This window comes from Streptomyces cinereoruber (assembly GCF_009299385.1).
GTDB classification, from domain to species: Bacteria; Actinomycetota; Actinomycetes; order Streptomycetales; family Streptomycetaceae; genus Streptomyces; species Streptomyces bikiniensis.
On record NZ_CP023693.1, the window covers coordinates 4,622,256 to 4,645,144 of the forward strand.

The following is a 22,889-nucleotide window of genomic DNA, read 5'->3' on the forward strand; positions in this document are numbered from 1 at the left end:
GACCAGGGATCGCAGAGGGGACGCATGTCGGAGGCGGAGCAGTCGCGGGACACGGCGAAGGACCCCGGGCGGGACGCCGCCGCGGGGGCCGCGACCGACAGCGACCGAGGAACGGTCCCGGCCGCGCGCGAGCCGGAGCGGGACGAGAGGGACGCGCAGGTCGAGCGGGGTGCGCGGGCCCCGGAGGGCGCCGCGGAGCCGGAGCCGGACGGCGGGTCCGCCGACGCGGCGGAGGCCGCCGCGGACGCCGCCTCCGGGTCCCGGGGGGCCGCCGGGGGTGCGAAGCCGGCGTCGGAGGCCGGGGCCGCTCCGGAGGCCGGGGCCGCCTCGGGAGCGGGATCGGGTTCGGACGCCGGGGCCGCTTCGGGCGGTTCGGGTGGTTCAAGCGGTTCGGGCGGGAAGTCCGGTTCGGGAGCCGCAGGAGCCGCGGGCGCTTCTGGTGCCTCGGGTGTTTCCGGCGTTTCGGTCGTGAAGGGGGCCGGGGATCCGCGGACTGACGGCGTGACGGGTTCCGGTGCGGGCGACGCGGCGGCCGGGGCCGGTGCGGCCGGGCGGCTGCGGGGGACCGAGCCGTCCACCGGGCGGGCCGGGTTCGGCGCCGGGGACGGCGACGGCGGGAGCGGCCGGGGACCGGCCACGTCCGGCACGGCGCGCGGCGGCGACAAGTTCCGCAAGGCGCCCGCCGGTGAGGGGCGGCTGCTCGCGGGCCGCTACCGGCTCGGCGCGGTCCTCGGACGCGGCGGCATGGGCACCGTGTGGCGCGCCGTCGACGAGACCCTCGGCCGTACCGTCGCCGTCAAGGAGCTCCGCTTCCCCAACAGCATCGACGAGGACGAGAAGCGACGCCTCATCACCCGGACCCTGCGCGAGGCGAAGGCCATCGCCCGGATCCGCAACAACGGCGCCGTCACCGTCTACGACGTCGTGGACGAGGACGACCGCCCGTGGATCGTCATGGAGCTCATCGAGGGCAAGTCCCTCGCGGACGCCGTGCGCGAGGACGGCACGCTCACGCCCCGGCGCGCCGCCGAGGTCGGCCTCGCCATCCTCGACGTGCTGCGCTCGGCCCACCGCGAGGGCATCCTGCACCGCGACGTGAAGCCGTCCAACGTGCTGATCGCCGAGGACGGCCGGGTCGTCCTCACCGACTTCGGCATCGCCCAGGTGGAGGGCGACCCCTCGATCACCTCCACCGGCATGCTCGTCGGCGCCCCCTCGTACATCTCGCCGGAGCGCGCCCGCGGCCACAAGCCCGGCCCGGCCGCCGACATGTGGTCGCTCGGCGGTCTCATCTACGCGGCGGTCGAGGGCAGTCCGCCGTACGACAAGGGTTCCGCCATCGCCACCCTCACGGCGGTGATGACCGAGCCCGTCGACCCGCCGAGGAACGCGGGCCCCGAGCTCGAGAAGGTCATCTACGGCCTCCTCGCCAAGGACCCGGCGCAGCGGCTCGACGACGCCGGCGCCCGGGCCCTGCTGCGGGCCGTGCTCGACGCCCCGGAGGCGGCGCCCGCGACCTCGCCCGAGGTCACCAGGGTCGTACCGCTGCCGCCGGTCCCCGGGCAGGCGCCGGCGGCCCCGGCGACCGACCGGGGCGGGGCCCCCGACGCTGCCGCCGACCGGGTGCGGGGCGCCCTGAAGTCCGTGCGCAACGCGGCGGCCTCCGCGAAGGCCGAGCCCAGGTCGAGGACCGCGCCGACGCCGGGCACCGTGCCGGTCCGGGGCGGCGGCAGGCCGGCCCCGGCCCGCGCGCCGCTGACCGACGTCGTACCGCGCCGCACCCTCGTCATCATCGCCGCCGTCGTGGTCGTCGCCCTGCTCGGCACGATCCTGGCGGTCTCCCTCGGCGGCGGGGGAGACGAGGGCAACCAGGGCAAGGGCAAGGAGGGCACCACGGCCTCGGCCGGTGCCTCGGCGGGCGGCGACGGCGGTTCGGGCGGTTCCGACGGCGGCAAGAACCGGACCCCGGCCGACCCCGGCCAGCAGGGCGGCGTCCAGCCCGGCGGCGAAGGCGCCGACGGCTCGGCGGGCACCGACGGGGCGACGGGATCGACGGGCACGACCGGCGGCGGGAACGGCACCACGCCGTCCGGCAAGCCCGACGGCGGCACCGGCACCCAACTGCCCGCCGGGTACACCCTCGTCACCAGCGACCGGTTCCACTTCTCCATGGCGATGCCCGCGAACTTCAGGATGAGCACCATCCCGGGGTACTCCCTCGGCGGGATCTTCAGCGCGAACGGCGGCTTCCCCCGCGTCCAGGTCGACTACAACAACAGCCCGAAGGACAACGCCGCGAGCGCCTGGGAGCTGGCCAAGGTCGGCGTGATCGCCACCAGCAAGGACTACAAGCACTTCGGCATACGTCCCGTCTCGTACAAGGGCTACCCGACCGTCGCCGACTGGGAGTTCGAGCGCACGCAGAAGGGCGTGCGCGTCCACGTGCTCAACCGCGGGTTCAAGGTGGACTCCAAGTGGGGCTACTCCATCATGGTCAGCTGCAAGGCGGACGAGTGGAACGGCGAGGAGTGCCGGACCCTGCGGGAGACGGCGTTCGCCACGTTCAGCCCCAAGAACTGACCGGTGCCCCGTATCGTGGGGATCCGGGGCTCGTACGGAATCGAACAGAGCCGTTGACCGCACGGCCCCGGAACGGACCGACCGGACCGACCGGAACCGACGGGCCCGCGTGATCCCGCACGATCCGGGGCACCCGGGAATCCGAGGGATTCGGAGGGTCCGTGGGTCCACGGGGGACAGCGCGGGCGTGGGGAGGCGTCGTGGACGACTACGCGGGAAGGGTGCTCGCGGACCGCTACCGCCTGCCGCTGCCGCCGGCGGACGAGGCCGGGGACGCGCACGACCCGACGGAGACGCGCGCCTTCGACACGTACAGCGGGCAGGAGGTCCTGGTCCGCCAGGTCCCCCTGCCGGAGTTCGTGGACGCGGAAGTGCTCGACGGCGCCGGGCCCGGGGGCTCCGCGGGTCTCCACGGCGGCGCGGGGCGGGCCACCCGCCGGCCCGCCGAGCCCGTCGTGCGCCGGGCGATCGAGGCGGCCCAGGCCGCCGCCCAGATCCCCGACCACCCCTTACTGGACCAGGTCTTCGACGTCTTCGCGGAGGCCGGTTCGCTGTGGATAGTCAGCGAACGCGTGGCGGAGGCCCGGCCGCTGGCCGCGCTCCTCGCCGAACGGCCCCTCAATCCGTACCGGGCGGCCGAGATCGGCGCCGACGTCCTCACCGCCCTGCGCGCGCTCCACGCCCACGGCTGGGTGCACCGGAACATCACCTCCCGGACCGTCCTCGTCTGCGACGACGGCCGGGTGGTCCTCTCGGGCCTCGCGGTCGGCGCCGCCGAAGAGGCCCTCTGCGGCTACGCGCCGATACCGGAACGGGACCGGATCGACGAGTTCGCGTACCCGCCCCCGCCGCACGAGACGGAGGAGCCCGCTCCGGAGACGTACGAACCCGGGGTGTACGAGGCCGAGACGTACGAGCCGGAGACGGACGGGGCCGACGGGCCCGAAGCGTACGAGCCCGGAGCGTACGAGTCCGAAACGTACGGTCCCGGAGGATACGAACCGGAGGCGGACGGACCCGGGGCGGACGAGACCGGGGCGGACGGGTCCGGTGCGTACGCCCTTGAGACGTACACCCCGAACGCGTACGAGCCGGAGGTGTACGCGCCCGAGTCGCACCGACCCGAGCCGTACACGCCCGAAAGGCCCGCGCCCGCCGAGGAGTACGGCTCCGACCCGTACGGGTCCGGAGGGTACGGACCGAGGGCGTACGGGTCGGAGGAGTACGAGGGGGGAGGGTACGGCTCCGATATCCGCGGCTCCGACCCCTACGGCTCCGAGGAGCGCCGGACCGAGGAGCGTCGACCCGAGACGCATCGCCCCGAGCCGCACGCGCCGTACGCGCTCGAGGCCCCCGAGGGGGCCGGGCGGGACGGCGACGGGGCGGACGACGGACCGGACGAGACGCCGGGCGCGAGCCCCGGCCCCGGTTCCGGCCCCGACGCCTACGGCACCGACCCCTACGGGAAGTCCACGGCGACCCCCGCCGGGACGCGGCCCGCGGCCACCCCGCCGACCGCCGACGTGCGGGCCGCGCGGGCCGGGGCCATCGCCGCCTACCGGGCCGGTGCGCGGGCCGCCGCCCGGCTCGGCGAGACGGGGGCGCTGCCCGTGCAGCGCCCCGCGCCCCCGGAGCCGGCGGGCCCGCCCCCGCCCCCGCCCCCGCCCCCGCCGACGGCACCGGCGGCCGGTTCGCCCGAGCCGCAGTGGTGGGCGCGGGTGGCGGACGACGAGGACGACGAGGACGACGGCGACGAGCCGTACGGCGGCGGCCCCCGGAACGGCCCGCCGCCGCGCGCGATGCTGACCGGCAGCTGGAGCGACGGCCCGCACGCCGCGCGGGACGGCTCCGGGCCGATACCGGCCGGGGGCGGCTCGGTGCTGCCCGGTTCGGGGCGCCCGGCGCTGCCCGCCGGGTACCGGTCGGCGCGCCCGGATCCCGAGCGCCTCCCGGTCCACGCGGGCGTTCCGGAGCCCCGGCGGGAGGACCCGGCGGAGGCCCCGGCCGAGTCGTACCGGGGCCCGACCACGCGTCTGGCGGCCGAGCGGGCCCGTCAGACCCGGATCGCGGTCGTCGGCGCCGTCACCGAGCGCTGGGCGCCCGAACAGGCCGGTCCCGTCCACGAGAACTGGCGCCTCGCCGCGCCCATCGGGCCCGCCACCGACCTGTGGGCGCTCGGCGCGCTCCTCTACCGGGCCGTCCAGGGCCACGCCCCCTACCCGGAGGACAGCGCGGCCGAACTCGTCCAGCTGGTCTGCGCCGAGCCGCCCGCCTTCGCCGAGGAGAGCGGGCCCCTGCGCCCGGTCGTGGAGTCGCTGCTCCGTCAGGACCCGACCGAGCGGCCCGACTTCGAGGAGCTGCGCGGCTGGCTGCGCTCCCTCGTCCGCTCGGCGCCCGAACCGGACGCCGGGGTCGGCGTCGTACCGCTGCCGTCCTTCGACGAGGCGCGGCTGCCGATCGTGCGCCGGCGCGGCGAGCTGGTGCGCCGGCGGCGCAAGGGGGAGGGCGCGGGCCGCCGCCGGCACAAGCGCGGCAGGGACCCGCACGCCGCCGCCCGGCACGAGTCCGAGCGCACGCACGCGTCCGAGTACGCGCACGTCCGCGAGCACGCGCGCGTACGGGACGATTTCCGCGAGGAGGCCGACGGCGGGTACCACGAGGAGCTGCCGCAGCGCGCACCCCGCGCGCCCCGGGCCCCGCGCACCTCCTCGGGCTCCCCGCGCGCCCTGGGCCTCAAGCTCCTGCTCCTGATCCTCCTCCTGCTCGTGGCGGCCGTCGCGTACGCCGTCCTCTTCCTGCCCGGAGGAGGGGAGACGCCCGCCGGGCGGGGCACGCCCACGGCCGGTCCGGCGCCCGGCACCACCGCGCCCGGCGGCGCCCCGGACCCGACCGCGAACGGTCCTTCCGCGAACAGCCCTTCCGGTAGCCGTCCCCCCGCGACCACCGCACCGGCCACGACCCGGCCCCCGGCCGACCCGTCGGCCCCCGCGCTCGCCGCCGGGTACGCCCTGCGCCAGGACCCGGAGGGGTTCCGGATCGGGGTGCCGGACGGCTGGCGGCGCAGCCCGATCAACGACTCCGGTCAAGTGCGCTACACCGGTGGCGGCTTCACGATGATCGTGGTCCCCGGCCGGGACAGCGTGCGGGACAACGGCTCCGACCCGCTGGTGTACCAGAACGCCAGGGAGCGCGAGCTGGAGCCGTGGCGGGCGTCCAGCTGGTCGGGCGCGGAGCGGACGCTCCGGGTCGACATCGGCAGCACGGCGACGGCCACGGGGAGTTACTGGTGGCTGGACGGCACGGGACGCGAGGTGTTCGTCCGCAACCTGGCCCTGATCGACGGCGGCCGGTACCACGTCGTCCAGGTCATCGGCCCGTACACCGAGCGGGACAAGGTCTCCGAGATCTACGAGGAGGCCACGAAGGCGTTCCGCCCCGGCCGCTGAACCCGAACTGCCGAACCAGGACCACCGAACCCGGGCCGCCGAACCCGATCCGCCGGGCCGCCGCCCCCGTACCGTCCACCGCCCCCCGGTCACAGTGCTGTTCCTATGGGCGCCCCGAGGTTTCGCGGTCCGTGTCCCCCTCCGTAACCTGGCGTCAGAAGGAACGGGCGGGGGCAAGTGGAACATTCACAGGGCACAGGGGCGGGGCTGCTGCTCGCCGGGCGGTACCGGCTGGGCGAGACCATCGGACGCGGCGGCATGGGCAAGGTCTGGCGCGCGCACGACGAGGTGCTGCACCGCGTGGTGGCGGTGAAGGAGCTGACGGCGGGCCGGTTCGTGGCCGAGGCCGACCGACTCGTGCTGCACGCCCGTACGCAGAAGGAGGCGCGGGCGGCCGCGCGGATCACGCACCCGGGCGTGGTGACCGTCCACGACGTCCTGGAGCACGACGCCCGCCCGTGGATCGTCATGCAGTACGTCGACGGGCCCTCGCTCGCCGACGCCGCCAAGGAGTCGGGCACCGTCGAGCCCCGCGAGGCGGCCAGGATCGGGCTGCACGTCCTCGGCGCGCTGCGCGCCGCGCACGCGGCCGGGGTGCTGCACCGGGACGTCAAGCCGGGCAACATCCTGCTCGCGCGCGACGGGCGCGTCCTGATCACCGACTTCGGGATCGCGGCGATCGAGGGCGATTCGACGATCACCCGTACCGGTGAGATCGTCGGTTCCATCGACTACCTGGCGCCCGAGCGGGTGAAGGGCGCCGATCCCGGCCCCGCCTCCGACCTCTGGTCGCTCGGGGCCACGCTCTACACGGCGGTGGAGGGCACCTCGCCGTTCCGCCGCACCTCCCCGATCAGCACCATGCAGGCCGTGGTGACCGAGGAGCCGCCGCACCCGGAGAAGGCGGGGGCGCTGACCCCCGTCATCGTGGCCCTGCTGCGCAAGGACCCGGCGCAACGGCCGCGCGCGGACGAGGTCGGGCGGATGCTCCTGGAGGCGATGGAGGGGCGCGCGCCGACGTCGGCGCAGGCGTACGTACCGACCCAGCGGGTGGCCAAGGAGGACCTGGACCCGGCGGAGGCCACGGACGACCGGGACGCGCCGACGAGTACGGCGAGCACGGCGAGTGCGGCGGACCGGGAGCGGCAGGCGGACCGGGCCCCCCGTTCGGAGGCGGGGGCCGCGGAGACCGCGGGGACCGCCTCGCGGGGCTCCACCGCCCAGTGGCCCCAGCCACCCCAGGCCCTCCAACAACCCCAGCAGGCGCACCCGTCCCGGCCGCCCACCCCGGTGCCGGGCCCCGCCCACCCCCCGTCCGGCCGGGGCCGCCGCCGTACCGTCGTCCTGGCGGCCCTGCTCGCCGGGCTCGTCGCGGGCGGCGCCGTCTTCGCCGCCATGCACTACGCGGGCGGCGACCGCGACGCCGACGGCACCGGGGGAACGCCCATCGCCACGGCCCCGCCCGCGACCCCCTCCGCCAAGGACGAGGGGAAGAACGGGATTCCGGCCGGCTGGCACCGCGTCGAGGACCCGGAGGGCTTCAGCCTCCTCGTCCCGGACGGCTGGAAGCGCCAGACGGAGGGCGACCAGATCGACTACACCCCGGACAACGGCAACCACCGCATCCGGATCAGCATCGACCGCAACCCCGACTTCGAGAACCCGTACATGCACGCGCTCGACCTGGAGCGCGTGCTGGCGAAGCGGATGGACTACACCCGGATCAAGCTCCTCCCGACCACCTACCGGGACCAGACCCTCTCCTGCCTGTGGGAGTTCAGCTGGACGGAGAAGAAGACCTTCCCCGGGCCCCGGCGCGCGATCGACCAGATGTACTACGGCGACGACGGCACCGAGTACGCCATCTACATGTCCTCGCCGGAGTCGAGCTGGGAGACCACCCGGGAGCAGTTCGACATCGTCCTCCGGCACTGGCGGGAAGCGGGGGAGCGGGGAGAGGCGCAGGAGGGAGCACAGGGAGGGGAGTAGGGAGGGCGAGCAGGCGGGCGGGTAAAGCCCGGAAAAAACTCCGCGACCGGCCTCCGGCGGCCGTAAGCCGCTGATCAGGCCTTATGTGCCAGTGATCGCTGGCGCGATGTGCGCCCCCGGTGAAAACGCGTTACCGACGGGTACCCAAAGGGCGGACGGCGGCTTACGCTCGCCCTCATGACGGACTCGCAGGCCCCCGCCGCCCCTTCGGCTCCCGACGCCGCCGCCCGCACCGCGCCCGCCGCCCCCGCCGGGGCGACCAACCCGGTCGCGCCTGTACCCCCCGGCGTCCGGACCGCCGCCGACGTCGTGACGCCCGACCTGGTCGCCCGGCTCGCCCGGGGCGTGGTCGGCTCCGGCCGGACCGCCAACCACACCCCCTTCACCGGGGAGAAGCTGGCGGACCTGCCCGAGTCCACCCCCGAGGACGTCGCCGAGGCCTTCGCCCGCGCCCGCGCCGCCCAGCCGGTCTGGGCCGCGACGCCGGTACGGACCCGCGCCGCCGTGCTCCTCCGCTTCCACGACCTGGTCCTCGAACGGCAGGCCGAGGTCCTCGACCTCATCCAGCTGGAGACGGGCAAGGCGCGCCTGCACGCCCACGAGGAGGTCATGGCGGTCGCCGTCGCCGCCCGCCACTACGGCCGCAAGGCCTCCTCCTACCTGCGCCCCCGCCACCACACCGGCGTCGTGCCGACCCTCACCAAGGTCACCGAACTGCGCCAGCCGCGCGGGGTCGTCGGCCAGATCGCCCCCTGGAACTACCCCCTCGAACTCTCCGTCGGCGACGCCCTGCCCGCCTTCGTCTCGGGCAACGCCGTCGTCATGAAGCCCGACACCGAGACCGCGCTCACCGCCCTGTGGGCCCGTGACCTGCTCATCGAGGCCGGTCTTCCGGCCGAGGTCTTCCAGGTCGTCCTCGGCGAGGGCCCGGTCGTCGGCCCCGAGGTCGTCCGGTACGCCGACTACGTCTCCTTCACCGGCTCCACCCGCACCGGTCGCGAGGTCGCGCAGGGCGCCGCCGCCCGCCTCGTCGGCGTCTCCCTCGAACTCGGCGGCAAGAACGCCATGCTCGTCCTGGCGGACGCCGACGTGGAGAAGGCCGCCGCCGGCGCCGTCCGCGCCTGCTTCTCCTCCGCCGGACAGCTCTGCATCTCCATCGAGCGCCTGTACGTGCACGAGTCCGTCGCCGACGACTTCGTCGCCCGGTTCGCCGCCCGCACGAAGGCGATGCGGCTCGGCACCTCCCTCGCGTACGGGGCCGACATGGGCTCCCTCGTCGGCGAGCGGCAGCTGGAGACCGTCAAGCAGCACGTCGAGGAGGCCGTCGCCAAGGGCGCCAAGCTGGTCGCGGGCGGCGTCGCCCGCCCCGACGTCGGCCCCCTCTTCTACGAGCCGACCATCCTCGACGGCGTCGAGGCCCCGATGGCCGTCTGCAACGAGGAGACCTTCGGCCCGGTCGTCTCCGTCTACCGGTTCACGGACGAGGACGAGGTGATCGAGCTCGCCAACGCCACCCCGTACGGCCTCAACTCCTCCGTCTGGACGAAGGACTCGCGCCGCGGCCACGCCGTCGCGGCCCGGCTGCGCACCGGCACCGTCAACATCAACGAGGGGTACGCGCCCGCGTACGGCAGCGTGCAGTCCCCGATGGGCGGCATGAAGGACTCCGGGCTCGGCCGCCGCCACGGCTCCGAGGGCATCCTCAAGTACACCGAGGCCCAGACCGTCGCCCAGCAGCGGCTGATCCCGCTCGCGCCCTCCTTCGGGATGGACGACGAGAAGTACGCCGCGTTCATGAGCCTGTCCCTGAAGGCGATGAAGGCCCTGCGCCTGCGCTGAGGCCTCCGGGGCCCCCGCCGGTGGCGGGGGCCCGCGCCCTCTCTCTTTCCCACCCCTTTTTCCGTACTCCGTACGAGGAGAGCCATGACCGCGGTACCCCCTACCCAAAATCAGGAGCAGGTGGAGGACGGCGCGTACGACTACGACGTCCTCGTCGTCGGCTCCGGCTTCGGCGGTTCGGTCACGGCCCTCCGCCTCACCGAGAAGGGCTACCGGGTCGGCGTCCTGGAGGCCGGGCGCCGCTTCACCCGCGAGACCCTGCCGAAGAACTCCTGGGACCTGAAGAACTTCCTGTGGGCCCCCGCCCTCGGGCTCTACGGCCTCCAGCGCATCCACCTGCTCGGCAACGTCATGGTGCTCGCGGGCGCCGGCGTGGGCGGCGGCTCCCTCAACTACGCCAACACCCTCTACGTACCGCTCAAGGCGTTCTTCGACGACCCGCAGTGGAAGGACATCACGGACTGGGAGGAGGAACTGCGGCCGTACTACGACCAGGCCAAGCGGATGCTCGGCGTACGCCTCAACCCGACGATGACCCCCTCCGACGTGCACCTGAAGTCCGCCGCCGAGGCGATGGGCATCGGCGACACCTTCCACATGGCGCCGGTCGGCGTCTTCTTCGGCGACGGCGAGGACGCCGACGGCAAGGCGCGGGCCAGGCCCGGCGGCGAGGTCCCCGACCCGTACTTCGGCGGCGCGGGCCCCTCCCGGCGCGCCTGCGCCGAGTGCGGCGAGTGCATGACCGGCTGCCGCCACGGCGCCAAGAACACCCTCAACGAGAACTACCTGTACCTCGCCGAGAAGGCGGGCGCGACCGTCCACCCCATGACGACCGTCGTCACCGTCACCGAGGACTCGCGCGGTGGCTTCGCGGTGAAGACCCTGCCCACCGACAACCGGAAGAAGGGGAAGGGCCGCACGTTCACCGCCCGCCGGGTCGTCGTCGCGGCCGGCACGTACGGCACGCAGACCCTGCTCCACCGGATGAGGGACACCGGCCTGCTGCCCCGGATCTCCGACCGGCTCGGCGAGCTGACCCGCACCAACTCCGAGGGCCTGGTCGGCGCGCAGACCACCGACCGCCGCTACCGGAAGAAGCACGGCAAGGAGAAGGCCGACTTCACCCGGGGCGTCGCCATCACCTCCTCCGTCCACCCCGACGAGAACACCCACATCGAGCCGGTGCGGTACGGCAGGGGCTCCAACTCGATGGGCAGCCTCACCGTCCTCCAGGTGCCCTACGGCGCCCACCGGGTGCGCAACTGGTTCCTCAACCTGCTCCGGCACCCCACGCTCGCCGCCCGCTCGCTCTCCAACCGGAAGTGGTCGGAGCGGACCATCATCGGCCTGGTCATGCAGTCCCTCGACAACTCCCTGACCACCTACCGCAAGCCCGGCGGCATCGGAAAGGGCCTGCTCACGGCCCGCCAGGGGCACGGCGCCCCGAACCCGGTCCAGATCCCGGAGGCCACCCGGGCGGCCTCCCTCCTCGCCGAGGAGATCAACGGCTTCGCCGGCTCCAACGTCGGCGAGCTGATGGGCACCCCGCTCACCGCCCACTTCCTGGGCGGCTGCCCGATCGGCGCCGACGCCGCGTCCGGCGTCATCGACCCCTACCACCGGCTCTACGGCCACCCGGGGATCTCCGTCGTGGACGGGGCGGCCGTCTCCGCCAACCTGGGCGTGAACCCGTCCCTGACGATCACCGCCCAGGCGGAGCGGGCCATGTCCTTCTGGCCCAACAAGGGCGAGGAGGACCGGCGCCCGGCGCAGGGCGAGGGGTACGTGCGGCTCGCGGCGATCGAACCGAAGTCCCCCGCGGTCCCGTCCGAGGCCTTCGGCGCCCTGCGCCTGCCGTTCCTGGGGATGCCGAAGGTCCGGCCGGAGGCCGTGCCGGCGGTTTCCCCGGAGATCCCGTCGGAGGTTCCGCTGGAGGTCCCGTCGGAGACCCCGGCGGAGGTCTCGGCAGAGGTCTCGTCGAAGCGGGAGTGACCCGGGCCGGAACGGCGGAAACAGAAAGGGCGCTGCATCCCCCTCCGAATGCAGCGCCCTTCCGGCTTCTGGTGTTGCTGCATGGTTGACCCGCGAACCCCGCGAGGGGTTGTAGCGGTTGCACGGGATCTTCGTGTGACGCGCGTCACGTGCCGATGGGGATGGGGATGGGGATGGGGGCGGGGGTACGGGCGAGGGCCCCGTGCCGCGATTCCGGTCGCGGCACGGGGCCCTCGGGGGTCGGCACCGGCGTCAGGGCAGCTGCGGTGCCGAGCGGGGCGGCGCCGGGGGGCTGCGCCGCTGGGGGAGGAGGAACGGGATGGGGGGACGAGGGGGACGGGGTGTTCGCAACGGTGCTGGGGCCGCGGGGCGCGGCCGGGGGAGCCGGTTGCGGTCGGCCCCGGGCGTCCCCGGGGCCGACCGCCCTTTCTGGGTGACCGGACCGCTGTCCCCTGCTGCCCGGTCACACGCGCTGGTGCGAGGTCCCACGGCGTACCGGAGAGGTACGCCACACGCCCCAGCGAAGCCACGCGTGGTTTTTCTTCGGGCCCGCCCCTGGCTGGCACGGACAACCGGACCAACGAAGCCGGTACAGAGCCGGTCACGCGCCGTACGGGTGAGAGCGGGCCCGAACTCGGGTACGGGCACCCACTCGGATGCGTCCCGGCACGGCTCTCGGACGCCTCCTCGGCGCGGCGCTCAGATGCGTCCCCGGCACAGCTCCAGCATCGTCATCGCGAGTGCCGTGCCCGGCTTGCCGAGCGCGTCCCTGTAGTGGCCGAGGACCTCCATCTCGCGGTTCAGGTTCACCCGGCGGCCGCCGGAGGAGATCCGGGCCTCCTGGATGACGGCCGAGACGGCCATCCGTTCCTGGATGAGACCGATGATCCGGTCGTCCAGCGCGTCGATGCGCCCACGGGCGTCGCCGATCAGCGCTGCCGCCTCGTCGGTGCGGGCACCGGTCTTCTCGGTGGTGGCGGTGTTCGTCGTCACGGTGTGCGTCGTCACGGTGTTCGCCGTCATGGTGGGGCTCCTGGGGTGTCGGGCCCCGGAACGACCCGGCCCGGGAATGACAGAGCGCCCCGGGCCTTGTCGGCCCGGGGCGCCTGGGAAGTCGCTTGTCAGTTGCTCAAGCAGCACGACCATGGCAGCCGGTGGGCCGGTTGCCATAGGTAAAGACGAAGGTCGGGTGCTTGCGCATGGCGACAGTATGGACCCCGCCCCGGAGCCGGGGCCAACCCGGGTTCGGATGGTGAGACGAATAGTCCGACCGGCGCGCCGGTAGAATCGACAAATAGCACCCCTTTCGAGGGACCCCCTCCTACCGCCGGAAGGCCGCCGTAGTGTCATCAGCGACCCCCGCTGCCGCGCCCGACGTCACCAACCCGGACGTAGTCCTCGTTGTCGACTTCGGCGCCCAGTACGCCCAGCTCATCGCCCGCCGCGTCCGTGAGGCCCGGGTCTACAGCGAGATCGTCCCGTCCACCATGCCGGTGGCCGAGATGCTGGCCAGGAACCCGAAGGCGATCATCCTCTCCGGCGGCCCGTCCTCCGTCTACGCGGAGAACGCCCCCCGCCTCGACCGCGCGCTGTTCGAGGCGGGCGTCCCCGTCTTCGGCATGTGCTACGGCTTCCAGCTCATGGCGACCACCCTCGGCGGCACCGTCGACAACACCGGCGCCCGCGAGTACGGCCGCACCCCGCTGCACGTCTCCAAGGCCGGCTCCACCCTCTTCGAGGGCACCCCCGTCGAGCAGTCGGTGTGGATGTCGCACGGCGACGCCTGCTCCGCCGCCCCCGAGGGCTTCACCGTCACCGCCTCCACGGACGTCGTGCCGGTCGCCGCCTTCGAGAACGACGAGAAGAAGCTGTACGGCGTCCAGTACCACCCCGAGGTGCTGCACTCCACGCACGGCCAGCAGATCCTGGAGCACTTCCTCTACCGGGGCGCCGGCATCGAGCCGAGCTGGACCACCGGCAACGTGATCGAGGAGCAGGTCGCGGCCATCCGCGCCCAGGTCGGCACCAAGCGCGCGATCTGCGGCCTCTCCGGCGGCGTCGACTCCGCCGTGGCCGCCGCCCTCGTGCAGAAGGCCATCGGCTCCCAGCTCACCTGCGTGTACGTCGACCACGGCCTCATGCGCAAGAACGAGACCGAGCAGGTCGAGAAGGACTTCGTGGCCGCCACCGGCGTCCAGCTGAAGGTCGTCGACGCGCAGGAGCGCTTCCTCACCGCCCTCGCCGGAGTCTCCGACCCGGAGACCAAGCGGAAGATCATCGGCCGCGAGTTCATCCGCGTCTTCGAGCAGGCCCAGGCCGAGATCATCGCCGAGGGCGCCGCTGACGGCGAGGAGGTCGCCTTCCTCGTCCAGGGCACGCTCTACCCGGACATCGTCGAGTCCGGCGGCGGCACCGGCACCGCCAACATCAAGTCCCACCACAACGTGGGCGGCCTCCCCGAGGACCTGGAGTTCGAGCTCGTCGAGCCGCTGCGCCAGCTCTTCAAGGACGAGGTCCGCATGGTCGGCCAGGAGCTCGGCCTGCCCGACGAGATCGTCCAGCGCCAGCCCTTCCCCGGCCCCGGCCTCGGCATCCGCATCGTCGGCGAGGTCACCAAGGAGCGCCTGGACCTGCTGCGCGAGGCCGACGCCATCGCCCGCGAGGAGCTGACGGCCGCCGGTCTCGACCGCGACATCTGGCAGTGCCCGGTCGTGCTCCTCGCCGACGTGCGCTCCGTGGGCGTCCAGGGCGACGGCCGCACCTACGGCCACCCGATCGTGCTGCGCCCCGTCTCCTCCGAGGACGCCATGACGGCCGACTGGTCGCGCCTGCCCTACGAGGTGCTCGCCAAGATCTCGACCCGCATCACCAACGAGGTCGCCGACGTCAACCGTGTCGTCCTCGACGTCACCAGCAAGCCGCCGGGCACCATCGAGTGGGAGTGACCCCTCCCACCCGCCCGTGAAGCCGCCGCCCCGAACGACCGGGGCGGCGGCTTTGCCGTTCCCCCACCTTTCCGTACGCCAATCCTTCCGTACGTCAATCAGACGACTCGACAATCACTCCTGAGTGGGGTGCGCACGGCAGCCCCGTGAGCCCCCGGTACGGCACAATTCCGTGGAACCAACGGCACGTTGGCCCTCCACGGCACACCGGAACGCACCGGCCCGAGCTGTCGTGGAGCGAGCTCGGGAAGTGAGCACCGTGGCGGTTCAAGAGGCGAGACAGTACGGCGAGCACGCGACGGCCTGCGCCGGCTGCGCCCACTGCGGGCGGACCGGCCACCGGCGCGCGGTCGCCGCCTTCCTCGCCCGCCGCGACGAACTCGCCGCCGGACACGGCGTCCCCGCCGCCGTCGCCCACTCCCCGGTCGCCGCCCGCCAATGGGTCTCCGACGAGCTCGCCCAGTCCGCCCGCGCGGTCACCGCACACGGCCGCGAGGCCGGTCCCGCCCGGCTCGACCTGATCCGGCGCGGCACCCTCCGCACCGTCTGGGGTGCCGTCCTCGCCCTCCTCCTCGCCCAGGCCCTCACCGCCGTCGAGGCCGGCTGGACCGGCGCCCGCACGGCCGGCCTCTGCACCGCGCTGGCCCTCGCCGCCCTCCTCAGCGCCGCCGCCCACACCCACCGGGCGCGCGGCGGCCTCCTCGCACCCCTGACCGGCGAGGACAACCGGCTCTCCACCACCCGCACCGTCGCCGCCTCCTGGCTCCTGCTCCTCTCCTTCTCCCTCCTCTTCCCGGCCGTCCGGCTCCTGCCCCTCCGGTCACCGGCCGAGACCGGAACCGGCACCGGGGCTGCGGTCACGGCCCCGGCCGCGACCGCCTTCGACCTGGCCCGGGCCGCCGGCCTGCTCACCGCCCTGGCCCTGGTCGCTGCCGTCACCGTCACCGCCCGCCTCGTCGTCACCGCCGGGATCGCGGCGGGCCGCCTCCAGAAGGTGCGCGCCGACCGCCCGCGCGCCGCCGACCTGCTCTGCGACGACAGCGGCCGGGCCTGTCTCGCCGACGTCCAGTACCTCCTCGTCTCCGGTGCCGTCCTCGTCCTCGCGGCCGCCGGGCTCGCCCACGACCCCGACCGGCTCCCCGGGGTCCCCTGGTCCCTCGTGCTCCTCCTCGGCGTCTCGGCCGCCTGGCACCTCGCCGCGAAGTGCGCCGAGGGCGTCCGCCCCACGATCCACTCCGTGGTCCGGTCCCGGGAGGCGGGCGACCTCGACGCCCCGATCCGCACGGGCGACGACATCGAGATCCGCGGCCGCGGTTTCGTCCCGCCGGGCGCGGGCGCCCCCGTCCCGCTGACCCGCCTCGTCGTCCGCATCGGCCCCGTCCACGCCCACGTCCCCCTGGTCCCGGTCCCCGGCGGCTTCGCCAACCCCACCGACACCGCCCTGACCGTCCCCCTCCCGGCGGACGTGGAACCGGGCCGGGTGGAGGTCTCGGTCGTGACGGCGGCGGGCGTGGAGACCAACCGGGTCACGATCGACGTCGTGGACTGACCGTCCGGCCCCTTCCCCGTGCCCTCGGGGCATCACTCGGAGGAGAATCGTTCGCGAGCAGCCGTACGGGGCGTGAGAGGTGACCGACGATGACCGGACAGACGGACCGGACGGGCCAGGGGGACGACGGGACCCCGGGCCGGCACGACGACACCGGCGGTGGTGACGGCGGCCCTGCTGCTCGCGACCGTGGCGACGGTGGTTCCGGCGGCCGTGACAGCGGTTCCGGCAGCCGTGGTTACGGTGGTGGTGACCGCGGTCCCGGCGGCGGTGACCGCAGTTCCGGCGGTGGTGACCGCGGTCCCGGTGAGGGCGACGGGACCGGTGCCTGGAAGGCCCTCGCCTCCCGTTACGCCCTCCTTCCTCTACGGATCTTCCTCGGGGTCACGTTCGTCTACGCCGGGCTCGACAAACTCACCGACTCCTCCTTCTTCGCCGACACCGGCAGCGGGTCCATCGGCGAGACGATGCGCGGCGTCCGGGACGTCTCCGCGATCCCCGCGCTCGTAGACCTCGCCCTCAAGAACCCCGCCGGCTTCGGGTACGCCATCGCCTTCGGAGAACTCGCCGTCGGGCTCGGAACCCTCTTCGGCCTCTTCGCCCGCGTGGCGGCGCTCGGGGGCGCGCTGATCTCGCTGAGCCTCTGGCTGACCGTGAGCTGGCAGGTGTCGCCGTACTACCTCGGCAACGACCTCGTCTATCTGATGGCCTGGCTGCCGCTGCTGCTCGCCGGGGCCTCGGTGCTCTCGCTGGACCGGCTCCTCGCCGAACGGCGCCGTATTCGATAGGCGACCCAGGTCGCGAGGGCGGCCGCGCCCAGGCCGCCGCAGAGCACCGGCACCACCGCGTACCAGGGGGGCGTCCAGGCCCCGGCGAGGTCGCCCGCGTACAGGGCGGTCAGGGCGAGGGCGGTGAGGCCGACGAGGAGCCGGCCGGGACGGAACTCATGAAGCAGCACGGATGACCTCCACCTGTCCGAGTGCGACCTCCAGGGAGAGGTCCAGGGTGCCCGCCGGGGCGGTCCCGGCCGGCGGTGCGAGCGTGTGGGTCTCCTCGCGGTCCGGCGCGATGTCGATGTCGTTCGGCGGTTGCCCCGGCAGGCGCAGGTCGCCCAGCGACACCTTGGCGCGCAGCTTCACGACCGCGTCCTTCGGGACGATCACTTCGAGTCGGCCGGCCCCCACCTCGGCATCGGTGGTGACCGTCGTGCCCGCGGGGAGCGGGAGCCGTGTCAGATCGAGCGTGCCGACCCCCGTGCCCAGCTCGTAGCGCGGCTGCACGGCGGCGGCCGACGCCGGCGCCCACGTCTCGCGGACCCAGTCCGTGGTGATCCGGTCGGGCAGCGTCGTGGCCAGGGCGAGCAGGCCCGCCGTGACCACGGTCAGGAAGACCGTGCCGAACCCGGTCCGCCCGAGGAAGCTGCTGACGACGAGCCCCAGGCCGAACACCCCGAGGGCGGCGACCAGACCGGTCTGCAGGCTGGTGCCGAGCGGCTCGGTCTCCCAGGTCAGGCCCGTGCCGAGGCCGGCCGCGACCATCGCGAGCAGGAAGACGAGGCCGCTGATGGAGAGCGGACTCTTCCGGACGGAGGGCGTCGGACGTCCGGGCGCCGGGGCCGGGGAGCCCCACTGGCCGCCGGGCTTCGGCACCTCGCCGTTCACCCTGCCGTCCTTGTCCACCACGCCGTGCGGACCCCACAGGTAGCCGACGGCCACCCTGCCCGTCGAGCCGTCCTTGACGATCGGGTCCTGCCACCAGGAGGTGTACTCGATCAGCGGCGGCGCCTTCGTCTCGGGCGGGGCCTCGGCGACCGCGAGCGCCGCCGCCGTGTCCGTCCTGCCCTCGGTCTCGACCGCGCCCGTCTGTCTCCGCCGCGACCAGACCGCCGCCCCGCACGCCGCGAACGCCACCAGCAGCGAGGAGCCCAGCATCGATCCGCTGCGCAGCATCGACAGGAAGACCCCGCAGCCGATCAGAGCCATCAGCAGGGCCGCGAGGGAGGAACCGGAGACGCGGCCGGTCAGCAGCCTGCGCCCCTCGTTCTCCTCCTCGCCCGCGAGCGGGATCAGCAGCCACGCGAAGCCGTAGAAGAGCAGTCCGAAGCCGCCCGTCACCGCCAGGACGCCTATCACGACGCGGAAGACCACCGGGTCGAGGTCGAAGTACCGGCCGAGACCGCCGCAGACACCGCCCACGACCTTGCTTCCGCGCGAGCGCCGCAGGGGCGCGGCGGAAGCGGCCTCCGCCGGCGGCGGGGCCTCGTGCTGCGAAGGCATCGAACTCGTCATGCCCCCATGGTGACGGCCCGTGACGCCGTGCGGCACCGGGGACGACCCTGGCCCGACCCTGATATTCGGAGGGCCCTCCTCCCCGAGGCCGTACCAGGGAAGATCTCAGGGCCGACCCTGATGTCCCGGGTGGGCCGGACGTGTGACGATCGGTGCATGTCCGCATCCGCTCGTGTCACCGAGACCGACGAACCGCCCCTGCGCAGGCTCTATCGAAGCGCCGACGGGCGGTGGCTCGGCGGTGTCGCACGCGGTCTCGCGGGACACCTCGGACTGCCGGTCGTCTGGGTGCGCACGGCGTTCGCGGTCCTCGCCATGGCGGACGGCCTCGGCGCCGTGCTCTACGCGGTCTTCTGGATCGTCGTCCCGCTCGGCGTCGGCGGACGGACCGCCCCGCGCCCCGTCTTCGAGACCACCCCGGACGGGCGCCGCAAGCTGCGCAAGCCCGATCGGGGCCAGGTCTTCGCCCTGGCCGCGCTCGCCGTGAGCCTCGCGGTCGTCGCCGGGAACGCCAGCTTCGACGGCGAGACGGGGCGGTACGTCTGGCCCATCCTCCTCACCGGCATCGGTCTCGCCGTCTTCTGGCGCCAGTCGGACAACGCCCGGCGTGCCAGCTGGACCGAGCCCGGACGGCACAGACGCGCGTTCCAGCTCGCCCGCGGTCTCGTCGGCGTCGCCCTGGTCGGCACGGGCCTCGCGGTCTTCGTGGTGGTCCGCGGCTCCGTGGCCCAGCTCGGCACGGCCCTCACCGCCGCCGTCGCCGTCCTCACCGGCATGGTTTTGCTCGCCGGCCCCTGGCTGGTGCGCATGTCGCAGGACCTCACGGAGGAGCGGACCATGCGCATCCGTGCCCAGGAGCGGGCCGAGGTCGCGGCCCACGTCCACGACTCGGTGCTGCACACCCTCACCCTGATCCAGCGCAACGCCGACGACCCGGGCGAGGTGCGCCGGCTCGCCCGCGCCCAGGAGCGGGAGCTGCGGAACTGGCTCTACAAGCCGGAGGGCACCGGCCGGGACGAGGAGCCGGAGACCCTCGCGGAGGCGGTGAAGAGAGCCGCGGCCGAGGTCGAGGACAAGCACGGCGTCCCGCTGGAGGTGGTCGTCGTCGGCGACTGTCCCCTCGACGAGGGACTGGTCGCGCAGATACAGGCCGCGCGCGAGGCGATGGTCAACGCTGCCAAGTACGGTGGCGAGGGAGGGGCGGTGCAGGTGTTCGCGGAGGTGGACGGCCGCACGGTCTTCGTCTCGGTGCGGGACCGTGGGCCGGGCTTCGACCTGGACGACGTGCCCGAGGACCGGATGGGCGTACGAGAATCGATCATCGGTCGGATGCAGCGCAACGGCGGTACGGCCCGGCTGCGGTCGCCGCAGGGCGGCGGCACCGAAGTGGAGCTCGAGATGGAGAGGGCGGACGGATGAGCGACGGGACCGGGGCAGCGACCGGGAGCGGGACGGGTGCGGACGCGGGGACCGACGCGGGAGCGGCGGCGCCGGGTGTGGGCAGGCGGGTGCGGGTGGTGCTCGTCGACGACCACCGGATGTTCCGCACCGGGGTGCAGGCCGAGATCGGCCGGACCGAGGTCACCGGCGTCGAGGTGGTCGGCGAGGCCGCCGACGTCGACCAGGCGGTCACGGTCATCACCGCGACCCGACCCGAGGTCGTCCTGCTCGACGTGCACCTGCCGGGTGGCGGCGGGGTCGAGGTGCTGCGGCGCTGCGCGAGCCTGCTCGGCGCGCCCGAGGACCCGGTCCGTTTCCTGGCGCTCTCGGTGTCGGACGCGGCCGAGGACGTGATCGGGGTGATCCGGGGCGGAGCCCGTGGCTACGTCACCAAGACGATCACCGGCACCGACCTGGTCGACTCGATCTTCCGGGTCCAGGAAGGGGACGCCGTCTTCTCCCCCCGGCTCGCCGGCTTCGTCCTGGACGCCTTCGCCTCGACGGACGCGCCGCCGGTGGACGAGGACCTGGACCGGCTCACCCAGCGGGAGCGGGAGGTGCTGCGGCTGATCGCCCGCGGCTACGCGTACAAGGAGATCGCCAAGCAGCTCTACATCTCGGTGAAGACGGTCGAGTCCCACGTCTCGGCGGTGCTGCGGAAGCTCCAGCTCTCCAACCGCCACGAGCTGACCCGCTGGGCCACGGCCCGCCGCCTGGTCTGAACCCGCGGCGGGCACCCTCGGCCCGGCGCTCGGCATCCCCGGCCCGGTGGCGAGCACCCGTGGCTCGGTACTCAGGGCCGACGCCCGGTCACTCGTGGCTCGATACTCCGGGCCGGGCACTCGGCGCTCGGGCCCCGGTACTCGCGGCCCGGCACCTACGGACCGGTGGCCGCGGCCCGGTGGCCGGGGTCGTCAGCTCACGCGGGTCGCTCCGGCGAAGGGCATCTCGTCGATCGGGGCGACCCGGATCGGGGCGCCGGGCCGGGGGGCGTGGATCATCTGGCCGCCGCCGATGTAGAGCCCGACGTGACTGATCCCGGAGTAGAAGAAGACCAGGTCACCGGGGGCGAGCTGGGAGCGGGAGACTCGCTTGCCGGCGTTGATCTGGGTGTACGTCGTGCGGGGCAGGGAGACGCCGGCCGCGCGCCAGGCCGCCTGGGTGAGGCCCGAGCAGTCGTACCCGGAAGGGCCCGTCGCTCCCCACACGTACGGCTTGCCGAGCTGGGTGCGGGCGAAGGAGATGGCCTGGGCGGCGCGGGAGTTCGGGGCGCTCACCGGTCCGCGCGCGCCACCGGAGGAGCGGTCGGCCCGTGCGGGGGTGGAGGTGCCGGGCGGGTTCGTACCGGCCGTTCGATCCGAGGGGCCGGAGGCGTTCCGGGCGGCGGTGGCGGCCTCGTACCGGGCCCGTTCCTCGGCGGTCAGCCGGGCGAGCAGGGTCCTGGCCGACTCCAGTTTGCCGAGGACGGCCGCCTTCTGCCGCCGCAGCTCGGCCTCGTGTCCGCGCAGTGCGGTCAGCCGTTCCGCCGACTCGCCGCGCAGCTGTCCGATCGCGCCGAGTTCGCGCCGTACGGTCCGGATCGCGGCCGCCTGCCGGTCGCCGGCCTTCTCGGCGAACGCGGCCCGCGCCAGGTACTGGTCCGGGTCGGAGGTGAGGACGAGCCGCAGCGCCGGGTCGAGACCTCCGGAGCGGTACTGGGCGGCGGCAGCGGCACCGAGGGCGTCCCGCGCGTCGTTGAGGCGCTGGGTCCTGCGGGCGGCCTCGTCACGCAGCCGGTCGAAGGCGGCACGCGCCTCGTCCGCCTTCTCCTTCGCCCCGTTGTACCGCTCGGTCGCGGCCCCGGCCTCCTCGTAGAGCCGGTCGACCTGCGCCTTGACCTGGGCGGCGGTGGGCCGGGGGTCCGCGTGTCCGGACCCTTCGAAGAGCGTCGCCGTCGCCGCGGAGGCGAGGGCGAGGGTGGCGGCGGTGCGGACCGCCTGGCCACCGAGGAGGGACTGCGTGGACTTTCGGTGAGCTGCCACGAGGGCGGGTCACATCCTCTTCCCTGGGGGACGGGTGCGCCGGGCCGGCGGCGGTCCGCACAGGGGGACGGGCCGCCGCCGGTTTTCTCGGCGGGGGTGACCGACGACCGCCGACCTGCAGGCGGTGGTGGGGAGCCGGTCACCTGGTGGAGGACGCTAGGCCCGGGGTCACGCCCGGATGACGGATTGACCGCTATTGGCGACAGTTGACGGGTGAGGGGCCGAACTCTTTCGCCGGGTGACGGGACGGGGTCCTTCCGGCGGACGTACGGGCATATGGTCGGGTAGCAGGGCGGGTGGAGGACCGGGGGTCGGCCCGGGTGCCGGAGCGGTGGACCCGCTCGGAAGAAGGGTCCGGAGGCCCGGTTAGGCTCCGCCCCATGGACGTACTCATCAATGTCTTCGTCGCCCTGCACGTCATCGGCATCGCCTCCCTACTCGGCGGCTTCCTCACCCAGATGAAGGCGATGGGCGCCGGTACGGCCCGTTTCAGCCCCGCGATGCTGCACGGCGCGCTGACCATGCTGGTCACGGGCATCGCGCTCGTCGGCCTGAACCAGGCCGACGACCACACCGTGAACAACCTCAAGATCGGCATCAAGCTCGCGATCCTCGTCGTGATCCTCGGCCTGGTCTACGTCAAGCGCGACGACGAGAAGGTCGACAAGGGCCTCTTCGCCGCCGTCGGCGGCCTGACCACGGCGAACATCTTCATCGCGACCCTCTGGACCTGAGCCGCGCCCGCGCTCCGCGACCCCGGTGTGACCCGTTCCGCACCCCGGCCGCACGGGCCGCCCTCC

Annotated in this window: 14 protein-coding genes and 1 pseudogene; 11 read left to right on the plus strand and 4 right to left on the minus strand. The window is 74.0% G+C overall.

Translation table 11 applies throughout. From position 1 onward, the window contains the following. Positions 1 to 24 precede the first annotated feature (24 nt). The 5 genes from CP977_RS20990 (at position 25) to CP977_RS21010 (ending at position 11,846) form a co-directional block, all read left to right on the plus strand. On the plus strand, positions 25 to 2,580 hold the full coding sequence (locus tag CP977_RS20990; RefSeq protein WP_152370640.1) for a serine/threonine-protein kinase: 2,556 nt from the start codon (positions 25 to 27) through the stop codon (positions 2,578 to 2,580). A gap of 200 nt (positions 2,581 to 2,780) precedes the next feature. Next, positions 2,781 to 6,026, plus strand: a complete 3,246-nt coding sequence (locus tag CP977_RS20995; protein WP_152370641.1) for a protein kinase family protein — start codon at positions 2,781 to 2,783, stop codon at positions 6,024 to 6,026. Between the two features lie 177 nt (positions 6,027 to 6,203). Beyond that, positions 6,204 to 8,015, plus strand: a complete 1,812-nt coding sequence (locus tag CP977_RS21000; protein ID WP_104860427.1) for a serine/threonine-protein kinase — start codon at positions 6,204 to 6,206, stop codon at positions 8,013 to 8,015. A gap of 177 nt (positions 8,016 to 8,192) precedes the next feature. Beyond that, on the plus strand, positions 8,193 to 9,854 hold the full coding sequence (locus tag CP977_RS21005; RefSeq protein ID WP_062752673.1) for a succinic semialdehyde dehydrogenase: 1,662 nt from the start codon (positions 8,193 to 8,195) through the stop codon (positions 9,852 to 9,854). Between the two features lie 84 nt (positions 9,855 to 9,938). Beyond that, the gene (locus CP977_RS21010; RefSeq protein WP_229991403.1) at positions 9,939 to 11,846 is read left to right on the plus strand and encodes a GMC oxidoreductase; all 1,908 of its coding nucleotides are present in this window, start codon (positions 9,939 to 9,941) and stop codon (positions 11,844 to 11,846) included. A gap of 699 nt (positions 11,847 to 12,545) precedes the next feature. On the opposite strand, the gene CP977_RS21015 is transcribed toward CP977_RS21010, so the two are convergent. Then, a complete protein-coding gene (locus CP977_RS21015; RefSeq protein WP_109185187.1) occupies positions 12,546 to 12,869 on the minus strand; it encodes a chorismate mutase in 324 nt (107 codons plus the stop codon). A 320-nt stretch (positions 12,870 to 13,189) separates the two neighbouring features. On the opposite strand from CP977_RS21015, the gene guaA reads away from it, so the two are divergent. From guaA to CP977_RS34895, 3 genes and pseudogenes are all read left to right on the plus strand, one after another. Next, the gene (gene guaA, locus CP977_RS21025) at positions 13,190 to 14,791 is read left to right on the plus strand and encodes a glutamine-hydrolyzing GMP synthase (protein WP_062752670.1); all 1,602 of its coding nucleotides are present in this window, start codon (positions 13,190 to 13,192) and stop codon (positions 14,789 to 14,791) included. A 259-nt stretch (positions 14,792 to 15,050) separates the two neighbouring features. Next, entirely contained in the window at positions 15,051 to 16,340 is a 1,290-nt protein-coding gene (locus CP977_RS21030; RefSeq protein WP_372460620.1) for a hypothetical protein, read from the plus strand. 317 nt (positions 16,341 to 16,657) lie between these two features. Then, positions 16,658 to 17,128 (plus strand): annotated as a pseudogene (locus CP977_RS34895) (DoxX family protein); the annotation flags it as partial. Here CP977_RS34895 and CP977_RS21040 read toward each other — a convergent pair. Both CP977_RS21040 and CP977_RS21045 read right to left on the minus strand, forming a co-directional pair. Next, positions 17,038 to 17,298, minus strand: coding sequence for a hypothetical protein (locus CP977_RS21040; RefSeq protein WP_079131065.1), 261 nt, complete (start codon positions 17,296 to 17,298; stop codon positions 17,038 to 17,040). The pseudogene CP977_RS34895 and the gene CP977_RS21040 sit on opposite strands and share 91 nt — an antisense overlap. After that, positions 17,285 to 18,628 carry a PspC domain-containing protein gene (locus CP977_RS21045; protein ID WP_104860426.1) on the minus strand — a complete coding sequence of 448 codons (1,344 nt, stop codon included), beginning with the start codon at positions 18,626 to 18,628 and terminating at the stop codon, positions 17,285 to 17,287. Before CP977_RS21045 ends, CP977_RS21040 begins: the two co-directional genes overlap by 14 nt. A gap of 156 nt (positions 18,629 to 18,784) precedes the next feature. Here CP977_RS21045 and CP977_RS21050 point away from each other — a divergent pair, with 156 nt between their 5' ends. Together CP977_RS21050 and CP977_RS21055 are read left to right on the plus strand one after the other, a co-directional pair. Then, positions 18,785 to 20,047 (plus strand): ATP-binding protein, encoded by a 1,263-nt coding sequence (locus CP977_RS21050; protein ID WP_062752664.1) that lies wholly within the window; start codon positions 18,785 to 18,787, stop codon positions 20,045 to 20,047. Continuing rightward, the gene (locus CP977_RS21055; RefSeq protein ID WP_062752662.1) at positions 20,044 to 20,790 is read left to right on the plus strand and encodes a LuxR C-terminal-related transcriptional regulator; all 747 of its coding nucleotides are present in this window, start codon (positions 20,044 to 20,046) and stop codon (positions 20,788 to 20,790) included. Before CP977_RS21050 ends, CP977_RS21055 begins: the two co-directional genes overlap by 4 nt. A gap of 192 nt (positions 20,791 to 20,982) precedes the next feature. On the opposite strand, the gene CP977_RS21060 is transcribed toward CP977_RS21055, so the two are convergent. Continuing rightward, the gene (locus CP977_RS21060) at positions 20,983 to 22,089 is read right to left on the minus strand and encodes a C40 family peptidase (RefSeq protein ID WP_152370643.1); all 1,107 of its coding nucleotides are present in this window, start codon (positions 22,087 to 22,089) and stop codon (positions 20,983 to 20,985) included. A gap of 380 nt (positions 22,090 to 22,469) precedes the next feature. Between CP977_RS21060 and CP977_RS21065 the strand changes: the two genes are divergently transcribed. Further along, positions 22,470 to 22,823 (plus strand): hypothetical protein, encoded by a 354-nt coding sequence (locus CP977_RS21065; RefSeq protein ID WP_109185191.1) that lies wholly within the window; start codon positions 22,470 to 22,472, stop codon positions 22,821 to 22,823. Positions 22,824 to 22,889 lie beyond the last annotated feature (66 nt).

Coding starts and splice junctions, on each gene's coding strand:
- CP977_RS20990 (WP_152370640.1), top strand. CDS start 25: ATGTCGGAGGCGGAGCAGTCGCGGGACACGGCGAAGGACCCCGGGCGG.
- CP977_RS21005 (WP_062752673.1), top strand. CDS start 8,193: ATGACGGACTCGCAGGCCCCCGCCGCCCCTTCGGCTCCCGACGCCGCC.
- CP977_RS21010 (WP_229991403.1), top strand. CDS start 9,939: ATGACCGCGGTACCCCCTACCCAAAATCAGGAGCAGGTGGAGGACGGC.
- CP977_RS21015 (WP_109185187.1), bottom strand. CDS start 12,869: ATGACGGCGAACACCGTGACGACGCACACCGTGACGACGAACACCGCC.
- CP977_RS21045 (WP_104860426.1), bottom strand. CDS start 18,628: ATGACGAGTTCGATGCCTTCGCAGCACGAGGCCCCGCCGCCGGCGGAG.
- CP977_RS21050 (WP_062752664.1), top strand. CDS start 18,785: ATGTCCGCATCCGCTCGTGTCACCGAGACCGACGAACCGCCCCTGCGC.
- CP977_RS21055 (WP_062752662.1), top strand. CDS start 20,044: ATGAGCGACGGGACCGGGGCAGCGACCGGGAGCGGGACGGGTGCGGAC.
- CP977_RS21065 (WP_109185191.1), top strand. CDS start 22,470: ATGGACGTACTCATCAATGTCTTCGTCGCCCTGCACGTCATCGGCATC.